The sequence below is a fragment of the Mesorhizobium erdmanii genome, from assembly GCF_013170725.1.
Taxonomy (GTDB): Bacteria; Pseudomonadota; Alphaproteobacteria; order Rhizobiales; family Rhizobiaceae; genus Mesorhizobium; species Mesorhizobium erdmanii.
The window spans coordinates 261,461-284,312 of sequence record NZ_CP033361.1; the positions used below are offsets into that span (position 1 = coordinate 261,461).

Annotated in this window: 19 protein-coding genes; 6 read left to right on the forward strand and 13 right to left on the reverse strand. The window is 63.5% G+C overall.

The features are described from left to right. Positions 1-29: 29 nt before the first annotated feature. Both dhaK and EB233_RS01225 read left to right on the forward strand, forming a co-directional pair. Positions 30-1,016, forward strand: a complete 987-nt coding sequence (gene dhaK / locus EB233_RS01220; protein ID WP_064990396.1) for a dihydroxyacetone kinase subunit DhaK — start codon at positions 30-32, stop codon at positions 1,014-1,016. Positions 1,017-1,080: 64 nt separating this feature from the next. Then, entirely contained in the window at positions 1,081-2,109 is a 1,029-nt protein-coding gene (locus EB233_RS01225) for a nucleotidyltransferase family protein (RefSeq protein WP_064990395.1), read from the forward strand. Positions 2,110-2,169: 60 nt separating this feature from the next. On the opposite strand, the gene EB233_RS01230 is transcribed toward EB233_RS01225, so the two are convergent. The 3 genes from EB233_RS01230 to EB233_RS01240 are packed head-to-tail and all read right to left on the reverse strand — an operon-like array spanning position 2,170 to position 3,871. Then, a complete protein-coding gene (locus EB233_RS01230; RefSeq protein WP_064990394.1) occupies positions 2,170-3,156 on the reverse strand; it encodes a phosphoenolpyruvate carboxykinase (ATP) in 987 nt (328 codons plus the stop codon). Next, positions 3,153-3,587 carry a lasso peptide biosynthesis B2 protein gene (locus EB233_RS01235; RefSeq protein WP_064990393.1) on the reverse strand — a complete coding sequence of 145 codons (435 nt, stop codon included), beginning with the start codon at positions 3,585-3,587 and terminating at the stop codon, positions 3,153-3,155. The genes EB233_RS01230 and EB233_RS01235 overlap by 4 nt, the downstream gene beginning before the upstream one ends. Further along, positions 3,587-3,871: a PqqD family protein gene (locus tag EB233_RS01240; RefSeq protein WP_027052687.1), complete on the reverse strand. Its 285-nt coding sequence runs from the start codon at positions 3,869-3,871 to the stop codon at positions 3,587-3,589. The genes EB233_RS01235 and EB233_RS01240 overlap by 1 nt, the downstream gene beginning before the upstream one ends. Positions 3,872-4,675: 804 nt before the next feature. Between EB233_RS01240 and EB233_RS01245 the strand changes: the two genes are divergently transcribed. Further along, on the forward strand, positions 4,676-6,583 hold the full coding sequence (locus EB233_RS01245; protein ID WP_064990392.1) for a propionyl-CoA synthetase: 1,908 nt from the start codon (positions 4,676-4,678) through the stop codon (positions 6,581-6,583). 140 nt (positions 6,584-6,723) lie between these two features. Next, a complete protein-coding gene (locus EB233_RS01250) occupies positions 6,724-7,806 on the forward strand; it encodes an acyltransferase family protein (RefSeq protein WP_064990391.1) in 1,083 nt (360 codons plus the stop codon). An 85-nt stretch (positions 7,807-7,891) separates the two neighbouring features. Here EB233_RS01250 and EB233_RS01255 read toward each other — a convergent pair whose 3' ends face one another. The 6 genes from EB233_RS01255 to EB233_RS01280 all read right to left on the reverse strand — a co-directional run bounded on the left by EB233_RS01255 (position 7,892) and on the right by EB233_RS01280 (position 15,569). Beyond that, the gene (locus tag EB233_RS01255; protein WP_064990390.1) at positions 7,892-10,276 is read right to left on the reverse strand and encodes a polysaccharide biosynthesis tyrosine autokinase; all 2,385 of its coding nucleotides are present in this window, start codon (positions 10,274-10,276) and stop codon (positions 7,892-7,894) included. Between the two features lie 226 nt (positions 10,277-10,502). Then, the gene (locus tag EB233_RS01260; RefSeq protein WP_064990389.1) at positions 10,503-11,399 is read right to left on the reverse strand and encodes a UTP--glucose-1-phosphate uridylyltransferase; all 897 of its coding nucleotides are present in this window, start codon (positions 11,397-11,399) and stop codon (positions 10,503-10,505) included. 74 nt (positions 11,400-11,473) lie between these two features. Then, entirely contained in the window at positions 11,474-12,457 is a 984-nt protein-coding gene (locus tag EB233_RS01265; RefSeq protein WP_064990388.1) for a glycosyltransferase family 2 protein, read from the reverse strand. After that, a complete protein-coding gene (locus EB233_RS01270; protein WP_064990387.1) occupies positions 12,447-13,397 on the reverse strand; it encodes a glycosyltransferase family 2 protein in 951 nt (316 codons plus the stop codon). The genes EB233_RS01265 and EB233_RS01270 overlap by 11 nt, the downstream gene beginning before the upstream one ends. Next, positions 13,397-14,386: a glycosyltransferase family 2 protein gene (locus tag EB233_RS01275; RefSeq protein ID WP_064990386.1), complete on the reverse strand. Its 990-nt coding sequence runs from the start codon at positions 14,384-14,386 to the stop codon at positions 13,397-13,399. Before EB233_RS01275 ends, EB233_RS01270 begins: the two co-directional genes overlap by 1 nt. Positions 14,387-14,396: 10 nt before the next feature. Further along, positions 14,397-15,569 carry a glycosyl transferase family 1 gene (locus tag EB233_RS01280; protein ID WP_064990385.1) on the reverse strand — a complete coding sequence of 391 codons (1,173 nt, stop codon included), beginning with the start codon at positions 15,567-15,569 and terminating at the stop codon, positions 14,397-14,399. Positions 15,570-15,754: 185 nt separating this feature from the next. Between EB233_RS01280 and EB233_RS01285 the strand changes: the two genes are divergently transcribed. Both EB233_RS01285 and EB233_RS01290 read left to right on the forward strand, forming a co-directional pair. Beyond that, positions 15,755-17,251, forward strand: a complete 1,497-nt coding sequence (locus EB233_RS01285; RefSeq protein ID WP_027052696.1) for a lipopolysaccharide biosynthesis protein — start codon at positions 15,755-15,757, stop codon at positions 17,249-17,251. Between the two features lie 52 nt (positions 17,252-17,303). Then, positions 17,304-18,326: a phosphoribosyltransferase family protein gene (locus tag EB233_RS01290; protein ID WP_027052697.1), complete on the forward strand. Its 1,023-nt coding sequence runs from the start codon at positions 17,304-17,306 to the stop codon at positions 18,324-18,326. Positions 18,327-18,354: 28 nt separating this feature from the next. On the opposite strand, the gene EB233_RS01295 is transcribed toward EB233_RS01290, so the two are convergent. The 4 genes from EB233_RS01295 to EB233_RS01310 all read right to left on the reverse strand — a co-directional run bounded on the left by EB233_RS01295 (position 18,355) and on the right by EB233_RS01310 (position 22,809). Beyond that, positions 18,355-19,434: a glycosyltransferase gene (locus EB233_RS01295; RefSeq protein ID WP_064990384.1), complete on the reverse strand. Its 1,080-nt coding sequence runs from the start codon at positions 19,432-19,434 to the stop codon at positions 18,355-18,357. Between the two features lie 67 nt (positions 19,435-19,501). After that, on the reverse strand, positions 19,502-19,951 hold the full coding sequence (locus EB233_RS01300; RefSeq protein WP_064990383.1) for a hypothetical protein: 450 nt from the start codon (positions 19,949-19,951) through the stop codon (positions 19,502-19,504). Positions 19,952-19,964: 13 nt separating this feature from the next. After that, positions 19,965-21,410, reverse strand: coding sequence for a GMC oxidoreductase (locus EB233_RS01305; RefSeq protein WP_064990382.1), 1,446 nt, complete (start codon positions 21,408-21,410; stop codon positions 19,965-19,967). A 67-nt stretch (positions 21,411-21,477) separates the two neighbouring features. Beyond that, positions 21,478-22,809 carry a UDP-glucose dehydrogenase family protein gene (locus EB233_RS01310; protein ID WP_064990381.1) on the reverse strand — a complete coding sequence of 444 codons (1,332 nt, stop codon included), beginning with the start codon at positions 22,807-22,809 and terminating at the stop codon, positions 21,478-21,480. Positions 22,810-22,852: the final 43 nt, after the last annotated feature.

A 22,852-nucleotide genomic window follows, 5' to 3' on the forward strand; every position in this document is an offset into this window, starting at 1 on the left:
TTTCTTGCCGGGCTGTTTGGGAGGACGCCATGAAGAAATTTATGAACGCGGTGGACACGGTGCTGACCGAGAGCCTCGACGGTTTCGTCGCCGCGCATGCCGATATACTGGTGCTTGGCGAGGAGCACAAATTCGTCCGCCGCAGGACCTTGCGGCCGGGCAAGGTGGCGCTGATCTCCGGCGGTGGCTCGGGCCATGAGCCTATGCATGGCGGCTTTGTCGGCCATGGCATGCTGGACGCCGCCTGCCCCGGCCAGGTCTTCACCTCGCCGACACCGGACCAGATGCTGGCGGCGGCGCAAGCCGTCGACACCGGCGCCGGTTGCCTGTTCATCGTCAAGAACTACGAGGGCGATGTGATGAACTTCGACATGGCGGCCGAAATGTCCGACGGCGTCCTGCAGGTGGTGACCAATGACGACGTCGCCGTCGAGAATTCGTCCTACACGACCGGCCGGCGCGGCGTCGCCGGCACGCTGGTGGTGGAAAAGATCGTCGGCGCGGCGGCCGAACATGGCCTGGCCCTGCCCGTGCTGAAGACGCTGGGCGAACGCGTCAACGCCGCAACCCGCTCGATGGGTGTGGCGCTGACCAGCGGCACCGTGCCGGCGGCCGGCAAGCCGACCTTCGATATCGGCGACGGCGAGATGGAATTCGGCGTCGGCATCCATGGCGAGCCCGGCCGCCGCCGCGATAGCTTGAAAAGCGCTGATGCGATCGCCGAGGAGATCTGCACCGCGATCCTGGGCGATCTCGGAGACAGGGCGAAAGGTCCAGCGCTGCTGTTCGTCAATGGCTTCGGCGGCACGCCGCTGATGGAGCTCTATCTGATGTACAATAGCGCGCGAAAAATCTTCGAGAAGCGGGGCGTGACGATAGCTCGCTCGCTGGTCGGCAGCTTTGTCACCTCGCTCGACATGGCCGGCTGCTCGATCACCCTCACCATGCTCGACGACGAGATGACCGGCTGGTGGGACGCGCCTGTCCACACGGCAGCCTTGCACTGGGGCATGTAAAGCTGGCAACAGCCACGCTTTTCTGCAACCATTCCGGTTAATCTACACAACATTTGTCCGGTTGATGCTGCCATCCCTTACTTCCACCGAAGAAAGACTGCTGTTGCGCTTCGCCGATCCGGAGGCCACTGCGGTCGAGGACAATTTGTCGGCAAAGGTGCTGTCGGCGCTGCTCGACAATGCCGAATTCCACGGCGTCCTGCCGATCATGCTGCGCAAACTGCAAGAGGGGGGCGACGCGCGGTTGCCACCTGACGCCGGCTTGCGGGAGAAGCTTGACGATTTGCGAAACAAGGCGACGATCGCCACCGGCCAGTCGATGCTGCTGCAATACCATGGCGACCGCATCATGAAGGGGATGGCGACAGCAGGCATTCCGGCGCGGATCGTCAAGGGGCCGGTCTTTGCGCGCAAGCTCTATCGCAACGTTTCCGACCGGCCGTTTACCGATATCGATATCCTCGTCGAGCCAGCAAACCTTGCCCGGGCAAACCAGGTGATCGCGGGATGCGGCTTCGAGCTCGGCAGCAATGAGGCCGAGTCCTACCAGCTGCAGGAATTCAAATGGCTGGAAAAGGAGAACTCCAGCCTGCTGGTCGAACTGCATGGCGATCTCGTGCATGACACCGGCATGCGGCGGCGCCTGTCGCTGGGTTTCCGTGAACTGGGCATCATCGACGGCGACGTGACGGACACGCCGGCCGCACTTTTGACGATCGCCATCGTGCACGCCGCCGGTGGCCACAAATTCCATCGCCTGCAGCTTTGCGTCGACGTGCTGCAAGGGGTGCGGGCTCTGCAGTCAGCCGAATCGGAAACCCGCCTGCTCGACGCCGCCCGGATGACCGGCATCGAGCTCGAATTGGCGATCGTGCTCAATGTCACCGGCCAGTTGTTCGGCGAGGCCCGCGCGCTTGAGCTCGCCGGGCGGATCAAGCCCGATCTCTCGATAAGGCTTGCCAAGCGGCTGATAACGACGACCACGCTGCTCAGGGTCAATTCTCGGGAAAAGATCGGTTCGCGCCTGCGCCGCGATGCTTTCCGCTGGATCCAGCGGCTGGCCAAGGCAAGAGCAATTCCAGGAAAAGTGTGAAACGGTTTTCCGCCCGGAATTGCGCAAAACAAGGAGGCCGCAGACAGTGTGACTAGGTCCTCAGTCCTGCTTTCCCAACGTGGCGCTTATCAGCGCCGCCGCGTCGGCAGGGCGGGCGCCCACTTCCAGGGTGAAGGTCGGCACCGAGGAAACCAACCTGCCGATCGTCGCCAGCCGGCGTTTCTGCAGCGGCAGCAGGCCGGTCATGCCGGTGCGGACATTGTCCATCGCCAGCGCCACCATCGCGTCGGTCCGCGCCATGGGCACGAGCCGGGTTTGACTGTCGGGCGAGCGGGCCAGGTGCAGCAGGGCCGCCACCGGCCGAGCGACCGGGCTTTCGACGCGGACGATCTCGCTCAACCGCTCCAGCGAGACGGCCTGTTCGCCATTCCTGTCCCATGACCGGCCAAGGCACGGCGCAACCTGCGGGATCATTTCGGCGGTCTTCTCGTGGATCTTGACATGGCGCGGCAACCCCCAGGCCACCGGACTGTCCGCAGCAGGATCCAGGATCATGGCATCGTCCGAACACAGGCCAAAGCCTTGCGTTGCAAGCGCCAGCGACGTCGTGGTCTTGCCGGTGCCGCTCGGCGCATGGATCAGCACGACGGCGTCACTGCCTGGCAGCGTCAGCCCGGCCGTGTGCAGCATATGCTGGCCGCCGGCGTCGAGCGCGGCGTCCAGCACCAGCATCGATGGCGTCCAGGCTGCTTTGCTGCCAGGACGAACCCGGAGTTTCGCCCACCCTTCCTCGTCATTGACGGCAACGGTCTGTCGTCCGGGAAAAATGAGATTGACGGTGGCACCGTGGACGATCATCCGGCAGTACCCGTCTTCGGGTATCTCACCGTCGAAGACGAGCGATCCGCCGGGGTCCTCGTCCAGGACATCCATCTCGGCGATGTCGAGGCGAAAGCCCGGTTCGACGGCATCGTCGATACGCAGGATGCCCAGCATCCTGTCGAAATCCCGCCACAGCTCAGGCCGGTCGGCCGCAATGCCAAGGACCTGGCCGTTGAGGCCATAGCATGCTGAAGGCCTGTTCAAGCGGGGTGCACCTTCGAGGGATCGGCATGGTGACGGTAAATCTCGACCATGCCGGGAAGGCTATCACTGACCACCGGCCTGCCGTTGAGGCAGACCCAGCAATGCGCCGAGACGCGTGGCGTCTGCAGCGACTTCGGATCGACGCCGAAGCGCAACTCCGGATCGAAGCCGGCGAGGCGCAGGAAGCGATGGCCGAGCAGGCCTTCGCGCAGGCATCTGCGGTCGCGCATCAGCCAGGGATGGCGCACGGTGCGGTTGACGTGGGCGACGATGTAGGCGGCGGACAGGCCCCGATAGGGTGTCGATGAGGCAAGCGGCGCCCATTTCAGCATATCTTCGAAGCTGCGCCCGGCAATGAGGACCGGAAGCAGCCGCGCGCTTGCCCAGAGATGGCAGCGAAATAGGGCGCGCAGAAGCGGACCGTCAGCCATCAAGACCCCGGGGTGGCGAGAATGCCTTCCGAGACGAGATCGGCGGCCAATGCCGCCATGTCCTCGTCGAGCGTATCCTTATCGGCCTCGAACTCCTCGCAAAGCAGGCCGACGATCTGATCGAAGCTGCGCGCACCATCGACCTTGTCGAGAAAGGCTTCGGTCGTGCCGTTGCAGGTATAAAGCTGGCCGCTGCGCGCCAGAAGCACGACCGCACCGTCACCGACATGCTGAACCGAGGCGTCGTCCGCCAACCGCAATATCGTTCCAGAGACAATTTCCATCACCAACCCCAACAAGCCCGCAAGATCCCTGAAATGAGATAGCGCGGTGGTGTAGTGCTGTCTATCGGCCGGCCGGGAGAGATAGCATCCCGGCTTGTGCGGTCTTGCAGCTTCGCATGATCCTCCCTGTCGACAAATCGCATTCAAGTGCCTGTTCGTGTCCGAAATCGCCCCAGAAATAGTCGTTCGCGCGAGATGACAAGCAGGTGAACTGACCGGCAGGGCCGTTGCATTTCTTCCCCTAAGTAAGGTAAGGACTCCCGGGGTTTTGGGGAGATAGCGTATGCGTTACAACTGGGAGCGGGCTCCGACGACTTTCGAACGTCATCGGAAGACCCTGGCGGCAGCTATTTTGATCTTCGGCGGCGTCGGCCTCATGCTTGTGGCTCTGCCGATCTAGCGCGGTCGAATTTTATCCAATGAATGCTGTTTGTTAGTCGGCTACCGGCCTGCATTAGCGAGGCTGTCCGGTCACGATAAGGACGCGCCGGCCGCTCCTCATGCGGTGTCTCGAGCGGCTTGCCGTCCTGGCCCTGCAAGATCACCGTGCGGACGCGTCTTCGGCCGGCGCAGTTGCGGTTGCGGGCGCGAGCACCGCACCGATCGACCACAAACACCGGTTTTGCCCCGTTCGACACGAGATGATGCATTGTCGGATCCTCCCCCGAGAAGGCTTCACTTCATGACAGAGCGCGCCAAGGGTCAAGCCGGGACCGGTTCAGACTAAAATCAGGGAAGACAGCGCCGGAACAAACAGCATAGGCTGCTAGCAAAGACGGCAAATGGTTCCTGGGGAGGTTACGGATGGCTTCACGCTATCACGAGGTTTATGACGGCTGGAAACGCGACCCGGAAAAATTCTGGGCGGAGGCGGCGGACGCCATCGACTGGTATTCGCCCTGGGACAAGGTGTTCGATGCCAATGCCGGCGTCTACGGCCGCTGGTTTCCCGGTGCGACCTGCAACACTTGCTACAACGCCATCGACCGCCATGTCGCGGGCGGCCGCGCCGACCAGATCGCTCTGATTTACGACAGCGCCATCTCCGGTACGGTGAAGAAATTCACCTATGCCGAGCTGAAGCGCGAAGTGGTGGCGCTGACCTCGGTGCTGAAGAACCGTGGCGTCGGCAAGGGCGACCGCGTCATCATCTACATGCCGATGGTGGCGGAGGCGGCCATGGCCATGCTCGCCTGCGCCCGCATCGGCGCGGTGCATTCGGTGGTCTTCGGCGGCTTTGCCTCGCATGAATTGGCCACCCGTATCGACGACGCCAAACCGAAGCTGATCATCTCGGCTTCCTGCGGCCTCGAGCCGGGCCGTATCGTTGCCTACAAGCCGCTGCTCAACAAGGCGATCGAGATGTCCCGCCACAAGCCGGACGCCTGCCTGATCCTGCAGCGCGACCAGCTGCGCTGCGACCTGAAAGACCATTTCGATATCGATTATGCCGATGCCGTCGCGCGCGAACGGGCAGCAGGCGCCAATGTCGACTGCGTTCCGATGCTTGCAACCGACCCGCTCTACATCATCTATACCTCCGGCACGACCGGCCAGCCCAAGGGCATCGTGCGCGACAATGGCGGCCATATGGTCGCGCTGAAATGGACGATGGAAAACGAGTTCGGCGTCAAGCCCGGCGAAGTGTTCTGGGCGGCATCCGATGTCGGCTGGGTGGTCGGACATTCCTACATCGTCTACGGCCCTCTGCTGCATGGCTGCACCAGCGTCCTGTTCGAAGGCAAGCCGATCGGCACGCCGGACGCCGGCACCTACTGGCGGGTCATTTCCGACCACGGCGTCGTCGCATTGTTCACCGCGCCGACGGCCTTCCGCGCCATCAAGGGACAGGACCCCAAAGGCGAGTTCGTTCCCAGATACGATCTGTCGAAATTCCGTACGCTGTTCCTGGCCGGTGAGCGCGCCGACCCCGAAACCATCAAATGGGCGGAGCAGAAGCTGAATGTGCCTGTCGTCGACCATTGGTGGCAGACCGAGACCGGTTCGCCGATGACCATCAATCCCACCGGGCTTGGCCTGCTGCCGGTGAAATATGGCTCGCCCGGCGTGCCGATGCCCGGCTACGACATCCGCGTGCTCGACGATGCCGGCCACGAGGTGCCGCGCGGCACGCTCGGCAATGTGGTGGTCAAGCTGCCGCTGCCGGCAGGCTGCCTGCCAACGCTGTGGAACGCCGACCAGCGCTTCCGCCAGGCCTATCTCGACGAGTTCCCCGGCTTCTACAAGACGGCCGACGCCGGCATGATCGACGCGGACGGCTATCTCTATGTGATGGCCCGCACCGACGACATCATCAATGTCGCCGGCCACCGGCTGTCGACCGGCGCCATGGAAGAGGTGCTGGCCGCCCATCCCGATGTCGCCGAATGCGCAGTCGTCGGCATCGCCGATGCGATGAAGGGGCAAATTCCGCTCGGTTTCGTGGTGCTGAACGCCGGTGTTACGCGCGACGGCGGCGCCATCGAGACGGAGGTGGTCGCGCTGGTGCGCGAGCGCATCGGTCCGGTCGCCGCCTTCAAGACCGTGGTGACGATCAAGCGCCTGCCCAAGACGCGGTCGGGAAAGATCCTGCGCGGCACCATGCAGAAGATCGCCGACAAGGAAGCGTGGGCGATGCCGGCAACCATCGACGACCCGGCCATCCTGGACGAGATCACCGTTGCGATGAAGGCACGCGGCATCGGGGTTTGATACCATCGGCGCATGTGACGCGCCGCCATCCGGATGTTTCGCGGCGGCGAAGTTTGTGATCGCCGCGGTCCGCAATCGTTGATTGTGCATCGCAACATTCCACCCTACACTTTTCGTGGGGGGCCATCCGGCGGTGCGGTATGGCTCAGCAGAAAATTACATTTGGCGGCGTCGACATCCTACGGTTCCTCGCCGCCGTGATGGTCATGGTCTACCACTACGGCTTCTGGGTGTGGGCCTATCCCGATGGCATCTCGGCGCAGGCCACGGGCGGCGTGCCGGCACAGCCTGGTATAGGCGCCTGGGTCGGGTCAGGCTGGGTCGGCGTCGAGGTTTTTTTCGTCATCAGCGGCTTCGTCATCGCCTTCAGCGCCGAGAAATCGACGCCGCTGCGCTTCTTCGAGGCCCGGGTGAAGCGGCTGGCGCCGGCGGTCTGGATCTGTGCGCCCATCACCGCCGTGCTGTTGCTGCTCATCGGCCTGAGCTGGCCGACCGATGCGGTGGTGAGGCTGGTCCGCACCGGCCTGTTCGCGCCCTATGGCCCCTGGGTGGACAGCGTCTACTGGACACTCGGCATCGAGATCGCCTTCTACGCCATCGTCTGGGTGCTGCTGCGGCTCGGCCGTTTCCACCTGATGGAGACGGTCGCCATCGGTATAGGCTTGATCAGCACGCTGTTCTGGTGCCTCTATTATCCGCTCGGCTGGGCCGACTTCGCTGAAACGCGCTGGCTGCAGCTCACCCTGGTGCATCACGGCTGCTTCTTCGCCGTCGGCGTGCTCATCTGGCTGATGCGGTTCAAGGCGCTGACGGTCCCTCGTCTTGGCTTCTGCCTGCTGTTCCTTGGCGGCAGCGTGCTGCAGATCGCCAGTTCGGTCAACGTCCACAGCATAAAGGTCAATGCCGTGATGCCCTATGCGCCGCCGATCCTGATCTTCCTCGTCGCCATCGCCTTGATGGCGTGGTCGCTGCGCCTCGACCTCAGCTGGAGGGGCTGGCGCCGGATCGGCCTGATGACCTATCCGCTCTATCTGATCCACGACGTCATCGGCGCGGCGATGCTTGGGCCGATGGTCCGTGCCGGGGTGCCTTATCTCGTCTCCATGGCCCTGGTCGGCGCGACCATGATCGCGGCAAGCTGGCTGGTGGCCACCGAAGCCGAGCCGCGCGTCCGGCTGTTGCTCGATCACACCGTTTTTCGCTACCGGCTCAAGGCGGCGTGACCAACCGCCTGCCCCAGATAGCGAATGGCCAAGCTATCTCCCAGTGGCGACAAATGCGGCCGGGCCTCAAGGGCAACGGCCAGGCTCAGGCCGCCCTGCTGCGCACTTCCGACTTGTCGAGATAGTAGCTCGAATATTTGTCGAAGAATTTCTCCGACGCGCCGAACGATCCGTATTTGGCGAGCTTCTTCAGGTCGACCTTGTTCAGCACCGCGCCGACGATCTTGTTGGCGACATAGGGTTCGGATTCCAACATCGACCGCACCATGGCGCGCGGTGTGCGGCCCCATTCGGTGACCAGCACGAAGCCGTCGACGAGCGGCGCGAAGGCCTTGGCGTCAACCACCGGTCCGAGCGGCGGCAGATCGACGACGATGTACTCGAACGTCTCCTTGGCATTCTCGATGAAACGCCGCATTCCGGCCGAGGACAGAAGCTCGCTGGTGTGCGAGAAGTTGCCGCGCAGCACGGCCGGGATGATGGCGAGCTTGGTCTGCCGGTCGATCTTGCCGACGGATTGCCAGGTCTGGCCGTTGACCACGGCCTCCATCAGGCCCTGCTCGGCCTCCATGCCGAGGCTGCGGCTGAGGCCAGGATTGCGCAAGTCGCCGTCGATGAGCAGCGTCTTGGCGCCGTTAGCGGCAAGCAGCCCGGCGAGATTGGCCGCGACCGTCGATTTGCCTTCACCGGGAAGCACCGAGATGACGCCGATGACACGGCTGCCTTGCCCTTCCATCACTACATCGAAGGCGATCTTGGCGCTGCGCAGTGTTTCGGAGAACATCGATGCCGGAGCGTCGATGCTGACCCGCATGCGTGCCCGCCTTTCGATGGCGGCCGGCGATCTGGCATCCTTCTGATCCGGTTGAGCCTCGGCCTGCTTGTCCTCCTTGGCCGGTTTGCTGCCGATGGTCGGCAAATAGCCGAGGAATTTGAGGCCAACGCGGTCACGGACCTCCTCGCCGGTCCTGAAAAACCGCTCGTTGAACTCGTTGAGGCCGCCGAAGCCGGCGCCCATCAGCATGCCGAGCACGAGGGACAGTCCGAGCACGATGATGGTGCGCGGGCTCGAGGCGGAGAGCGGCGTCGACGCGTCCGAGATGATGCGGATCTTGCCGACCGGGAAGGATTGCTGCTGCGCTGCTTCCTCATAGCGGCCGAGGAAGGTCTGATAGAGCGTGGTGAGCGCCGTCGCCTTCTGGTCGAGCTCGCGCAACTGAACCTGCGACTGGTTGTCGATGGAACTCTTGCCCTGTGCGGTGGCGACATTGGCCCGCAGCGCTGTCTCGCGCGCCAACGCCACCTCATACTCGTTGCGATAGCTTTCGGTGAGCTGCTTCAGCTCGCCGAAGATCTGAGCCGATATGTCGGCCTTTTCCTTGGCGAGCGCCACGGCCTGCGGATGAGTGGGGCCGAAATTCGCCTCGACGTCCTGCTGCCGCTTGGCGACCGCGAGATAGCGGGTCTTGAGGGTGGAGATGACCGAGCTGCTCGGCTGGTCGGCCGATATGGCGGCATCCCTGAAAGCGTTTTCGGAGCCGCTGTCGATGATCGATTTGTACTGCTGGTAGCGGGCGCTGGCGCGCGCCGTGTCGGCTTGCGCCACGATGAGCTGGGCGTTGAGGTCGGCAAGCTGCTTGTCGCTCATCAACTGGCCATCGCTGTTGGCGGACAGGCCGTGTGCGGCCCTGAATTTTTCGACCGCCAGGGATGCCTGCTGCGAGCTTTCGCGCAGTTCCGTCAGCCGGCCTTGCAGCCAGACCGCCGCGCGCTCGGTGGCATCGAAGCTGGCGTCGAGCTGATCGGCAAGATAGGCATCGGCATAGGCCTTGGTGATCGCTTTCGCCAGGCCCGGATCCGTCGCCTGATAGCCAAGCGCGATGACGTAGCTTCGTCCAACGCGATCGGCACGAATCTCGTTCTGCAGCTTGAGAATCGCGTAGTCACGGCGCGACGCGGCAATCAGCGCGTCGCGGGCAGCCGGGTCGAGCTTGCTGATGTCGCCGACGCCTGGGATGATAGGGCTCGGACGAACATACTGGATCAGGCCGCGGATCAGGCCGACGCCCTGGGCAAGCGCCGACTGCGGCGGGTTCATGAACGCGTCGTTTTGGTCGAGCTTGAGCTTGTCGACGACCACCGCGGCAAGCCGCGTCGAGGTCAGGATCTCGATCTGGCTCAGAATGGCGCTATCGGTCTGCATGGTCGTCGACGCCGCCGAAATATCGTCGACGATCTTGTTCAGGCCCTCGTCGATCAGCACGCTCGAGATCGACACATATTTGGGCGGTGTTGTCTGCAGATACAGCATACCCAGGAAAAGACCGATGGCGGCGCACACGGCAACCACCTTGGCCTGCCGCGCGGCCATGCCAAGCAGCCGCTCGATATCGATGAAGTCTTCGCCGTTTCCTGCGTCCGAATTCGGCAATGGCATCCTCTTGTCGAGAGGGAAATTGGCATAGTTCATCGTCGGTCCAATCCAGAGCCTGTTGCGTTCCCGATTATCGGGCTGAGGCTCTATCTCTTTGTTTGGGCATGATCTTTTCCGAAAATCTCCGGGATCGTGCCTTGGCTTGCAGGCGCCTCAACGGTCGGGAGCATTGCCACGAAGCAAAGCAAGCTTCATGCCAGACGGCGGGGGCCTGTCGGCCCCTCGCCGCCAGCCATCCGGCAATACTCCCGAAAGATGGGCATTATGCGGCTTCTTCCTGACGTTCATGCGACCGGACGAACTCCTGAAGCATCTCGAAGACCGGGCCCTTCATGTCGGCACGCGCCAGCGCGAAGGCGATGTTGGCCTGGATGAAGCCTTCCTTGGAGCCGCAATCGAACATGCGGCCCAGGAAAGGCTGGGCGAAGAATGGCTGGTCCTTCGACAGGCGGACCATGGCATCGGTCAGCTGGATCTCGTTGCCGGCGCCACGTTGCTGATTGCCGAGCAGCGCAAAGATCTCGGGCTGCAGGATGTAGCGGCCGTTGATGTAGAAGTTCGACGGCGCGTTGGCCGGGGCCGGTTTTTCGACCATGGCGGAGACCTCGAAACCGCCGCCAATATCGGCGCCGCGGCCGACAATGCCGTATTTGTTGGTCTCGCCCGGATCGCAACGTTCCACGGCGATGACGTTGCCGCCGGTACGCTCATAAAGGTCGACGGTCTCGGCCAGGCAGCCGCGCCCGCCGAAAGAGACCATGTCGGGCAAAAGCAGGGCGAAGGGCTCGTTGCCGATGACCTCACGGGCGCACCAGACGGCGTGGCCGAGGCCCTGCGGCGACTGCTGGCGGATGAAGGAGGTGGCGCCGGCCACCGGCAGCATGCTTTCGAGCGCCTCCAGCTGGGTCTTCTTGCCGGTCTGCTCAAGGGTGCCGATCAATTCCGGATGCAGGTCGAAATAGTCCTCGATGACCGCCTTGTTGCGGCCGGTCACGAAGACGACGTGCTCGATGCCGGCTTCGAAGGCCTCGTCCACCGCATATTGCACGACAGGCCTGTCGACCACGGGAAGCATTTCCTTCGGCATCGACTTGGTCGCCGGCAGGAACCTCGTTCCAAGCCCCGCCACCGGTATCACGGCCTTCCTGATTTTCTTCATCGCAAATTCCTTCTGAGGAGATCGACTTCAGTCCACTCACAGGCCACGAAAAATCCCTCCATGTGCCTGCATCTTCACCTCCCCACCCCCACGGCAAACTGTGCCGCTACTCGTCGCAACCGCACGGCGATAGGCATACCCATGTGCCTGATCGCCGCCGGGTCGCTGAGCGCCGTCCGGATCGCCTTGAGCGGGGACCGCGCCTTGATGTGCTGGACCATCGCCAGGAAGGAGGCCGCCTTGCGCAGGCTGCGGCCGCGCCGGGCAAAGGCCGCCTGGGCTGCCTCGTCCATCCGATGGGTTTGAGCGAATACGGCATCCGCCTTGCGCATCGCTTCCACATGGTGAAGCTCGAGCACACGCGAGATGGAGCCGCTGCGAATATGGTAGGCGTAGCCGATGTCGGGCTCGACCACGCATCTGCCGCCCTTGGCGAGCGCCTCGGCAAACAGGATGTAGTCCTCGCCGATCCTCAGTTGCTCATCGTAGCGCAGCCGGTTTTCGTCCAGGAACCGGCGCTGGAAGATCGGCTTGAGGTAGCCGAGGTTGAACTTCGATTCAAAGACGATGTTGCCGGCGATGTAGGTGGCCAGCGAAATCTCACGCAAGCCTTCCAGATAGTGCCTGGGGAACATCGCATCCTCGACCACGCCGTCCTCGCGGATGACCTGGAGATTGTCGACGGCGATCTGGGCATCCGCCTTTTCGGCGCGGCCGATCATGGCGGCGAGACGGCCGGGAAAGACGGCATCGTCGGAATCAAGAACCGCGATCCACCGGCCACGGGCGACGTCGAGCCCGGCATTTCGGGCGCCGCCGGGACCACGATTCCTGGCCAGGGCGACGACGCGCACAATGTCTTGGGGATAGGACCGAGCCACATCGAGCGTGGCGTCGCGCGACTGGTCGTCGACGACGATGATCTCGACGCTGACGCCCTTCTGCGCGATGGCGCTGGCGATCGCCCGGTCGAGCGTTGCCTCGGCATTGTAGGCGGCAATCACGAAGGAAATATCGGGGACTGAAACATCGGAGGTTGGGGAAACGTCAGACTGCACGTTTGCCTCCTTCCCCAGGTGAGGATTGACCGTAGAGGCGGATTTCGCGGACACCGACAAGGCCGCTGACGACGCCGAGATGCATGATGCCGCGCAGCACGCTGCGGTTCCTGCGCACCGGGCTGGCGACGACGGCAAGCGCCGAGGCGAAGCTATAGATGGCCTTTGCCGAGGCGAGGCCGACATGCTTGATCAGCCCGATGCCACGCGCATTGCTGCCCAGAAGGTGACCATGCGTCTGACCGACGCGAAAACGGCGGCGGCCGAGCCAGTCAAACGCCGCCCTCGAGCGCGGCACCACCTCGTCCACCCAGGCCTCCCTGGAGAAGGCAATGCGGCCGCCGGCCTTGACCATCTGATCGAAGAACTCGGTGTCTTCGCCGCCGGTCTGGCCGCGCGCCAGGCTGAAGCGACGGCCATGCAGGCTGTCCGATCCCATGCGCAGCAGCACGTTGCAGGTGTAGCCGGTGCGGATCTCGCCGCGCACCCAGACGGGCAAGGTCGAATGGAAATCGCCGCGCTGCATCCATTCAGGTGCATCCGGGCGGTAGAGCGCCCGCACCGGGCCGAGCACAGCTGTCGCACCGCTATCCTCGGCCGTCGCGACCAGCTCGGACAGCCAACGGGTGGAAGCAGTCTCGTCGTCGTCGATGAAGGCGAGGAAATCCGCCTCGCTGGCATCGAGGCAAGCGTTGCGGGCGACCGAGATGTTGCGCGCCGGGGCATGCCGATAGCGGATCGGCAATTGCAAATCCCGCGACAGCGCTGCCACCAGGGCCTGGGCGCTCGGCGCGTCGTCATTGTCGGCGACGATGACACCTACATCGAAGCCTTCGGGCATCCCCATGGCGGCAAGCGAACGCAACGTATCGGCCAGCTCCGGCCGCCGGAACGTGCACACGCCGATGTCGATGCTGCGGTTCCTGGCCTGGACCGCCATTACGCCACCCCTCGTCGCGCGCCGAGGCCGAGAAGCTGCAGCCAGAAGCCGACGGACCAGCCGAAATGCATGACCATGGCCGAGACGCCAGCGAGCGCGATGTCGGCATTGCGCTGGCGGATGGCCGTCACCAGACCGTAGCCCAGGCACACCGAAGCCCAGACCAGCAGCGGCACCGCCGCGATCCAGTGCACGAACGAGAAGACCGCCAGCAGGACCACCGGGAAGACCGCCAGCGGCACCATCTGCCGGACCTTGGGGATGACGCGGTGCTTCAGCACGTTCTTGGCGCGGCCGCGGCCATAACCGAGATACTGGAGATACAGGCCTTTGAGCGAGGCGCGCGGATAATAGACCATCTGCGTCTTGCCGCTCATCCAGATCTTGTAGCCGGCCTGCCGCAGCCGGTAGTCGAGCTCGGCATCCTCATTGTGGCTGAACGTCTCGTCATAGCCGCCGACAGCGCCGAATGCCGATATCCGCATCAGGGCGTGATGGCCGTGGTCGACCCATTCCCCGGCGGAGAGATGGCGGTGCTTGGAGCCGCCGGTGCCGAGTTTTGAATTCTGCGCCGCCGCAACCGATTTCTGCAGGGCGCCGCTGCCGCTGGTCCGCATGGAAACCACGACCGAATCCGCTGATGTGGCCAGTGCTTCCTCGACCAGCCGGTCGCAATAGTCGTCGGGATAGCCGCCATGGGCGTCGATGCGGATCAGATACTGCGCGCCTTCGCCAAACGTGCCGACGGCGAGATTGATCGCCGCGCTCTGGATGCGCCGCTCGTTGTGCAGCAGGATGACGCATGCATCGGCGGCGGCGATCTGCTCGACGATGGCCAGCGTGCCATCGGTGCTGCCGCCATCGACAACGACAATCCTGGCGCCAAGCCTTTCGGCGGAGGGCCGCAACTGATCAAGCAGCGTACCGATATGGGTCGCCTCGTTCAGGCAGGGAATCACGATCAGACAGGAAAGAGGCGCTTGCGTCATCGGGTAGGTCCTATGCCAGGGCTTCGGCGGCGAGCGGTTCGCGCACGGTGGTCAGGCGGCGCAGTTTTTCGACCAATGCCCGGCAGTCGCTGCGATCGTAGCTCCATGTCCTCGGATTGCATGCAAGCACGCGCGCCTTCAGCCTGCCGAAGCGGTGCTCCTCCATCTTGCCGAGTGCTGTTTCGAGTGCGTCCGATGAAGCTTCGGGCAACAGGACGCCGATGTCCTGCTCATTGAGGAATCGGCCGGTTTCGGTATGACCCATCGAGATCGGCACCGCGCCGAAGCGGCAGCCTTCATAGAGGCGGTTGGGCAGCAGCCATTCCGAATTCTGCCCCTCTTCGAAGAAATCGATCGCCCAGGAGAAATGAACGTCCTGGTAGATCGCCGCCATGTCCTCCGGGTTGCGGTAGGGCCCGCGAAACGACAGATAGGGCTCGGCATCGACGAAGGCATGAAAGTCCGGAAATTCGGAGAGCGCCGGGCGGCCGCGCAGCACGGCTTCGAAACGTCCATCCATGCGGCGTGTGAAATCTGCCAGGAGCTCGAGCGAGCGGCGGCAGCGCAGCGCACCGAACCAGCCGATCCGCCATGGTGGGGTGGCAGGCCCTTCCATTGCCTCAGGTTCGCCGGGCAAGATCGCCGCTGCCTCGAAATATTTGTTCTCGACCAGCTCGACGGGTGCGGCAACCTGGCGGAAGGGCTTGAAATAATTGGCGATGAAGGCCGGCGAACTGGTCACCAGCAGCTTCACGTCGCGCGCCAGATGGCGCTCGGTGGCACGCAGCGCCTTGCCAAGGACATCGTCGCGCAGCACCAGGCGGTGGATGTCGAGGCATTCATAGACGATCGGCACCATGGCGCCGAAGACCGACCTGGCGCGGCGAGCAAGCGCCAGCATTTCCAGATTGCGCGCGATGATGAGATCGGGCCTGGGCGTGTCCTTGAGCTTTGAACCGATTGAAATCGCAGCTTTCGCCACCGCTGCCAGGCGCTGCGCGAATCGACCGTCGCGCGTCACGCCGAGGTCGACTGGGCGCAATCCTTCGATATCGGCAATCGGCGTGGCGGTGCGGCGGAAGCCCACCAGCGTGACCCGGGCGCCACCTGTCCTGAGCATTGTGAGGCGTCGGCGAACCGCCGGATCGGAGACATCGTGCACCAGGTACAAGACATGCAGCATTAAAACTCGACCGCTGTTTGACCCACCCAAAGGGATGCTAGTACAGCTCTTGCTGCATCGCAACATTTTTGGCGCGGCCGTGGACATTTTCTGTTGCACTGCAAAATTATTGCCGTAGTTTGGGGTTGGCGGCGGTTGTGGGTTTCGATTTTTCGGAATCCGCGCAAAGATCAGGAATCCTGAATTTGGAAGCCAATCCATTCGATCCGCCAGAAGGCTCGCTGCGCAAGTCGGTCGGCCGAGGCGCGGTGGTGACCGCCCTGTCGCAATCGGTGCGGGTCGCGACACAGATCATATCCGTCATCGTGCTGTCGCGGCTCCTGTCGCCGCAGGATTTCGGCGTCGTCGCGATGTGCGCGCCGGTGCTGGCCTTCATCGCGCTGTTCCAGGATTTCGGCCTGACCCAGGCGACCATCCAGAAATCGGGCATCCGGCATGAGGAGGTGAACTACCTCTTCTGGATCAATGTCGCCGTCAGCGCCATCCTGGCCTGCGTGCTTGCGGCCGCAGCACCGCTGGTCGCCGCCTTCTACGGCGAGCCGCGCGTCGCCGGACTGGTGGCCGCGTTCGGGCTGCAGATCATGGCTTATGGGCTTGGCGCCCAGCATCTGGCGCTTTTGACGCGACGCATGCAGTTCGGACGCCTGGCGGTCATCGATGTCGCCAGCGCGGTTGCCGGGCTAGCCGTATCGATCGCCTGGACCTTCATCGACCGCTCCTACTGGGCGCTGTTTGCCGGCACGCTGACCGGTGCGGTGCTGCCGACGCTGTGCTTCTGGGCAAGCTCGCGCTGGCGGCCCGGCATGCCGCGCAAGGTCGCGGGCATCGGCGAGCTGATCAATTTCGGCGCCGGCATCACCGGCTTCAATTTCGCCAATTTCTTCGCCCGCAACCTCGACAATGTGCTGATCGGCAAATACTGGGGCGAGGCCCAGCTCGGCCTTTACGACCGCGCCTACAAGCTGCTTCTGTTCCCGCTCAGCCAGATCACCAATCCGCTGTCGAAGGTCATGGTGCCGGCGCTGTCCAGGCTGAAGGACGAACCGGATCGCTATCGCAGCGCCTATCTGCGCGTCATGCCGCTGATCCTGCTGGTGGCGCTGCCCGGCGTCGCCTTCGCTACCGCCATGTCGGACGTGCTGATCCCCTTCGTGCTCGGCGAGCAGTGGCGCGCGAGCGCCGCGATCTTCCTGGCGCTCGGCTTTGCCGGCCTGCTGCAGCCGCTGAACAACCCCGCGGGCTGGCTTTTCGTCAGCCAGGGCCGCTCAGGCGACTTCATGCGCTGGGGCATCATCACGGCAGTGACATCGGTGCTCGCCTTCGCGATCGGCTTGCCCTATGGCGCGCTCGGCGTGGCGATCGCCTACGCAGTCAGCGAATATCTGCGCACGCCGTTCCTGTGGCTTTATGTCGGCAAGAGCGGACCGCTGCGGGCCAGCCATGTGTTGCGCGCCGCAACGCCATTCGTGCTCGGCGCCCATCTGGCGCTGGCGGCGGTCTGGCTGATCAAGCCGCTGCTGCCGCAGCAGCATGTCATCGCCTTGGCCAGCGGCGCCATTCTTGCCTACCTCATCACCATCGCCGTCGCGCTGGCCTTCGCATCCGGCCGCGAGGCCTTGCGCGAGGCCCTGAAAATGCTGCCGGCAAGACAGCCGGCGGCAACGCCGCGCGAGGCGCAATGATTTCGGCGCCTTTTTGAGCAAACCACATCCACACGAGCATCAGGCCTGATCCATGCACTACCGATCGATCTCCGACATGAACGACACGATCGTCAGCAACCTTCACCGGCTGCCACGCGACATCGACCTAGTGGTAGGCGTTCCCAGAAGTGGCGTGCTGGCGGCGACGCTGGTCAGCCTTGCGGCGAACATTCCGATGACCGACCTGGACTCGTTCCTGGACGGCCGCGTCTACACATCAGGCATCACCAAGCGCCGCGCCGCGCTCGACCGCAAGGTCTCGGACATGCGCAAGGTGCTGGTGATCGACGACAGCATCGCCGGCGGCAACGCCATGCGCGATGCCCGTGCCCGTATCGAGGCTGCCGGCATCGAGGGCGATTTCACCTATGCCGCCGTGTTCGGCCTGGAGCCGCGGCACGCGGAAACCGACCTCGTCTTCGAAGTGGTCTTGCATCCGCGCATGTTCCAGTGGAATTTCATGCATCACAAATTCCTGGCGCAATGCTGCGTCGACATCGACGGCGTGCTCTGCCTGGATCCGACCGAGGCGGAAAACGACGACGGGCCGGCCTACGAGAAATTCCTCAGCGAAGCACGGCCGCTGCATGCGCCGACCCACAGGATCGGCTGGCTGGTCACCAGCCGGCTGGAGAAATACCGCGCGCTGACCGAGGCTTGGCTGGCCAGAAACGGCATCCAGTACGATCAACTGGTCATGCTCGACCTGCCGAGCAAGGCGGAGCGGCAGCGGCTTGGCGCGCATGGCAGTTTCAAGGCCGATTTCTACCGCAAATCCGACGCCATCCTGTTCATCGAAAGCGAACATCCGCAGGCGTTGAGGATCACCGAACTGTCGGGCAAGCCGGTGCTGTGCGTCGAAACGCATATGGTGAGCTTTCCCGACAAGCTGTCGCTGCCGGCGCTCGGCCATGCGGCGCGCAACCTGCCGGCCAGGCTGCGGCAGATCAACTCGCAGGACGGCCGCAAGGGGGCAGCCAAGGCACTAGCCCGCGCCTTGCTTGGCGCGCGTGGCTACGAGAGCCTGAAAAACCGGGTCAAGCGCCCGGCCTGATCCGGATCGTGCGCTGTGCGGGTGCCTTTCAGGCAGCCTGCAGGGCACGCTGCCGGACCGCCCTGTCCAATATCGAGGAGAAGGTGACGAACTGGCGATCGGGATCGAGCTCCGGGCGCGCCGCGAAACCGCGCGCCAGACTGGAAACCCGCTCATACTCCTTGTTGTCGTTCCACAGCAGCCTGACGGCCGCGACCCAGTCGATGAGCGGAGCGTCATAGTCGAGCACCGCGCCGCCGGGGCCGATCGCTTCGGGCAGGCCACCGCGCCGCGAGCCTACGACAGGAATGCCGCTGCAGTGGGCCTCCGACGCGACGCGGCCCCAGGCCTCTTCCCACTTCGACGGCGCAAGCAGGATCCTGGTGCGGCCATAGACCGTCTTCATGTCGCTGGTGCGGCTTTCCAGCGTGACATTGCCGAGCGGTGCGATCGTTTCCTCGATGCGCGCCCGATGGTCGTCCTCCAGCTTCCAGCTCTCGACGAACAGGAACGGGATTTCAGGACAGGCGCCGGCAAGGCGCACCGCCAGCTCGAAGCCCTTTTCCTCATAGGGGTTGATCAACGTGACAAACTGGCCCGTGGTCGGCGTGCTGTAATGCGTCGGATTGATGGTCGGTGGAATCACTGTCGCCTCGATGCCGAATTCCCTGCTGTAGGTCCGCGCGGTGAATTCCGAATTGGCGATGTAGAGCGCGGAGCGCAATTCGCGCAGATCGCCGGCCAGTTCATGAAACTCGACATTTCTGAGATAGACGACCAGCGGCACGCCCTCGGCCTGCAACGCCTTGCCGAGCGGCACCGATTTGTGACACTGGACCACCGCCACATCCGGCCTCTGTTTCTTGACGGCAAAACCTGCTGCTTCCCAGGGAAACCACGCCCGGATCACCGGGTAGCCGGGAAAACTGTCGACGACCGCGGGTTGGCGCAAGAGCTTCATCTTGGCGCGCGCCTTCAGGCCGAAGACGCCGTCGCCGAAGAGGGCGGCAAGCACCGCGGCCTCATGTCCGTGTTCGATCAGCTGTTCGGCCAGATGATGCGTGCTCGACTGAACGCCGCCGCTGAACTCCGGCGGGTAGCCGTTGCCGCCTGCAAAAAGAACTTTCATGGTCCCTGGCTCCTGGTCTTTCACGTTTCATTCCTGCGACCGATGAAGAGCCGCGCAGAAGGCCGTCTCAGGCATTGCGCGGCGGATCAAGCGCCGCGAACGGATTGGTGCATGAGTGCCATCCGGTGAACCGGATCGGATCGTCAGGCGAACTGCGCCAGGCGTAGTCCGTCAGCATATGGAATTCGGCAATGACCCAGCGGTCGAAACGCCGCAGATCTTCGCGCTTCTGCTGGGGCAGGAGGCGGCGTGCGGCGCCCAATTTGAGCGCCTCCACCAGAGTGACGGCATCGCTCAATTTCTCGCTTGGAAAGACCCACGGATTTCGATTGCGGAATTCCAGCGCGAACTGCTGCAGATGCTCGATGCGCATGTTCAGCCTGCCGAGGTATTTTTCGAGGGAGACCCGAATCAGGTCCTCGTCGGAAAACGAGGAGACGGCCGCATAGGCAACGCCCGTCGACGCGACGCCTCCCGCCAGGATGGCCAGTGCCGAGCGCCGTGTGACTTCGATCATCGGCCCGCTCCTTTCACGAGATCCGGCTCGCCGCCCGCAGGGACAAGGCCGCCGCGGTCAGGCTCGGGTTGGCGCAAGAGCAGCTTGGATAGGTGCTGGTGCCGACGACAACCAGGTTTCTCAATCGGTGATGGATCATGTTGCTATCGATCACTGAATCGGCTGGGCCGGTGCCCATCCTGAGCGTGCCCTGGACATGCGATTCCGTCGGCCGGATACCGCGGTCGAAGAGCCGTTCGACCGGCAGCGGGGCCAGCAGTCCAGGCAATTTATCCAGCGCCCGGGCCATGCCCTTGACCGCGTAGTCCGACGGTGCCTTGAAGCTTACGAAGGCGTTGTCGTTCTCGTCGAGGGTGACGAAATTTTCGTGATCGAGCAGGTTTTCGGTGACCACGACAAGCGGCAGCGCCTGGCGCACCCGGCCCTTCTCGGCCCGCATCCCGTGCTGCCAGCGGTTTTCGAAATAGACCAGCGCCGCTGCGTGCTCTGACCGGTGCGGACCGTCATAAAGGCCGAAATTCAGGCCGGTGGTGATGGTGCTGCCGTCGAAATTGTCGACGCCGTCGAGATAGACCTCGAAATTCCAACCATAGGATTCATGCAGGCCGCGCCCGACGAATTCGTCTCCAAGGCCCGAACGCAGCATGATCGCGGCGCTCTGGATGGCATTGGCGCCGAGAATGAAGAGGTCGCCGCTGACCTGATATTCCTTGCCGTCATGAACGAAGCTGACGGCCCGGACCGTGCCGCCGGCATGATCGAGCCGCCGTACTTCCGCGCCGAGGCAGACCGAAACGTCGGGATGCTCGAAGACATGCATCAGGCCATTGTTGGCGGTGAATTTCGCGTCGACCGGACACAGCCAGCAACGCAGATTGGCACAGCACGAGGTGCGCTGTGAGGTCGGCACCCGGGCGCGGGCGGTCGGCATGACGAAGTGCTGGTCGGGCTGGGCCGCCTTCATCATCTTGTCCGGCGTCGACATGCGATGCGGCGGTTGCGGAAACGGTTTCGAGCGCGGCAGCATCGCCGCCATGTCGGGATCGCCGGAGATCGACATGATCTCTTCGGCGTCGCAGTAGAACGGCTCGACGTCGTCATAGCTGATCGGCCAGTCATTACCGATGCCGTAGGTGCTTTTCAGTCTGAAGTCGTTGGGATGGAACCTCGGCGTCTGCGCGAACCAGCAGTTGGTCCCGCCACCCAGCCCGATCGTGTAGTTCCACGGCTTGTCGGCATTGTCTGTCTTGTAGGTCGTCTCGTCGTCGATGTCGGTGTTGGCGTTCTGGCCGAGCTGCCATTCATGGGTGTTGTGCCGGCCCCATTCCAGCACCAGGATGCGTGCCTTACGCCGCTTGGCGAACTCGTGCAGGAAGAAGGCCGAACCGAAACCGGAACCGATCGCGACAACATCGAAATGATCCCTGGTGATTTGCTCCGGCTTTACGTCCAGCACCATCAGCTGCAATTCCTTTCCGCGCCGCGCGCGACCGCCTGATTCGGGTTCCCGCTGTCCATGTCCGCTCTCATGCCGCGATTCGGCCGATCGAGTGATATTCGATGCCATGGCGCGCCACGACCTTGGGGTCGTAGAGGTTGCGGCCGTCGAAGATGACAGGCGTGGCCAGCGCATCCTTCAAGGCATCGAAGGACGGGGCGCGAAAACTCTTCCATTCGGTGGCGATGAGCAGCGCGTCGGCGCCGCGCAGCGCGGCTTCCTTGGTGCCGCACAATAGCAGGTCGTCGCGCTGACCATAGATGGCCTGGCATTCCTGCATCGCCTCGGGATCATAGGCCTGAACGGTCGCGCCGGCGTTCCACAGCGCCTCCATCAGCACACGCGCCGGCGCCTCGCGCATGTCGTCGGTGTTGGGCTTGAAGGCGAGACCCCACAAAGCAAAGGTCTTGCCCTTGAGGCTGCCCTTGAAATAGCGGTGCACCTTGTCGAAGAGCACGGACTTCTGATCGTTGTTGCGCTCCTCGACGGCACGCAGCAGCTTGGCGTCGAACTTGACGCCCTCGGCGGTCTTGATCAGGGCGCGAACGTCCTTGGGAAAACACGAGCCGCCATAGCCGAGACCTGGGTAGATGAAGTGGTAGCCAATGCGCGGATCGCTGCCGATGCCCTTGCGCACCTCCTCGATGTCGGCGCCGAGCTGCTCGGCCAGATTGGCCATCTCGTTCATGAAGCTGATCTTGGTCGCCAGCATGCAATTAGCGGCGTATTTCGTGAATTCGGCGCTGCGCACGTCCATCACGATCATCTTCTCGTGGTTGCGGTTGAACGGCGCGTAGAGCTCGCGCATCACCGCCTCGGTTGCCTCGCTGGAGGTGCCGACGATGATGCGGTCCGGCTTCATGCAATCGGCGACGGCCGAGCCTTCCTTGAGGAATTCGGGATTGGAGGCGACATCGAAGCTCAGATCGTCGCGTCCTCTCTTCTTCAGCGTTTCGGCGATCCTTGCCTTCACCTTTTCACAGGTACCGACCGGCACGGTCGATTTGCCGACGACGATCTTGGTGGTTTCCATCTCGCGGCCGATGGTCTCGGCGACCGCCAGCACATATTTCAGGTCGGCCGATCCATCCTCGCCGGGCGGGGTACCGACGGCGATCATCTGGATTTCGCCGTGCCGGACGGCGGCGGCGGCGTCAGTGGTGAATTTGATGCGGCCGGCGGCATGGTTTTCCCTGACGAGGCTTTCGAGGCCCGGCTCGAAGATCGGGACGAAGCCCTGGTTGAGCCGCTCCACCTTGTTTGCGTCGATATCGACGCAAACAACCTGGTGGCCAACCTCGGCAAGCACCGCCGCTTGCACGAGGCCGACATAGCCGATTCCAAACACCGTCAAATTCATTCGGTTTCATTCCCATCCATGGCCGCGAACCGTTTTTCGGTCC

Bases quoted from the DNA above. Each gene is read 5' to 3' on its own strand.
- EB233_RS01260 (WP_064990389.1), bottom strand. From the start codon at position 11,399: ATGAAGAAAATCAGGAAGGCCGTGATACCGGTGGCGGGGCTTGGAACG.
- dhaK (WP_064990396.1), top strand. From the start codon at position 30: ATGAAGAAATTTATGAACGCGGTGGACACGGTGCTGACCGAGAGCCTC.
- EB233_RS01235 (WP_064990393.1), bottom strand. From the start codon at position 3,587: ATGGCTGACGGTCCGCTTCTGCGCGCCCTATTTCGCTGCCATCTCTGG.
- EB233_RS01305 (WP_064990382.1), bottom strand. From the start codon at position 21,410: ATGGTGCTGGACGTAAAGCCGGAGCAAATCACCAGGGATCATTTCGAT.
- EB233_RS01295 (WP_064990384.1), bottom strand. From the start codon at position 19,434: ATGAAAGTTCTTTTTGCAGGCGGCAACGGCTACCCGCCGGAGTTCAGC.
- EB233_RS01275 (WP_064990386.1), bottom strand. From the start codon at position 14,386: ATGACGCAAGCGCCTCTTTCCTGTCTGATCGTGATTCCCTGCCTGAAC.
- EB233_RS01270 (WP_064990387.1), bottom strand. From the start codon at position 13,397: ATGGCGGTCCAGGCCAGGAACCGCAGCATCGACATCGGCGTGTGCACG.
- EB233_RS01310 (WP_064990381.1), bottom strand. From the start codon at position 22,809: ATGAATTTGACGGTGTTTGGAATCGGCTATGTCGGCCTCGTGCAAGCG.
- EB233_RS01240 (WP_027052687.1), bottom strand. From the start codon at position 3,871: ATGGAAATTGTCTCTGGAACGATATTGCGGTTGGCGGACGACGCCTCG.
- EB233_RS01280 (WP_064990385.1), bottom strand. From the start codon at position 15,569: ATGCTGCATGTCTTGTACCTGGTGCACGATGTCTCCGATCCGGCGGTT.
- EB233_RS01290 (WP_027052697.1), top strand. From the start codon at position 17,304: ATGCACTACCGATCGATCTCCGACATGAACGACACGATCGTCAGCAAC.
- EB233_RS01250 (WP_064990391.1), top strand. From the start codon at position 6,724: ATGGCTCAGCAGAAAATTACATTTGGCGGCGTCGACATCCTACGGTTC.
- EB233_RS01255 (WP_064990390.1), bottom strand. From the start codon at position 10,276: ATGAACTATGCCAATTTCCCTCTCGACAAGAGGATGCCATTGCCGAAT.
- EB233_RS01245 (WP_064990392.1), top strand. From the start codon at position 4,676: ATGGCTTCACGCTATCACGAGGTTTATGACGGCTGGAAACGCGACCCG.
- EB233_RS01225 (WP_064990395.1), top strand. From the start codon at position 1,081: ATGCTGCCATCCCTTACTTCCACCGAAGAAAGACTGCTGTTGCGCTTC.
- EB233_RS01300 (WP_064990383.1), bottom strand. From the start codon at position 19,951: ATGATCGAAGTCACACGGCGCTCGGCACTGGCCATCCTGGCGGGAGGC.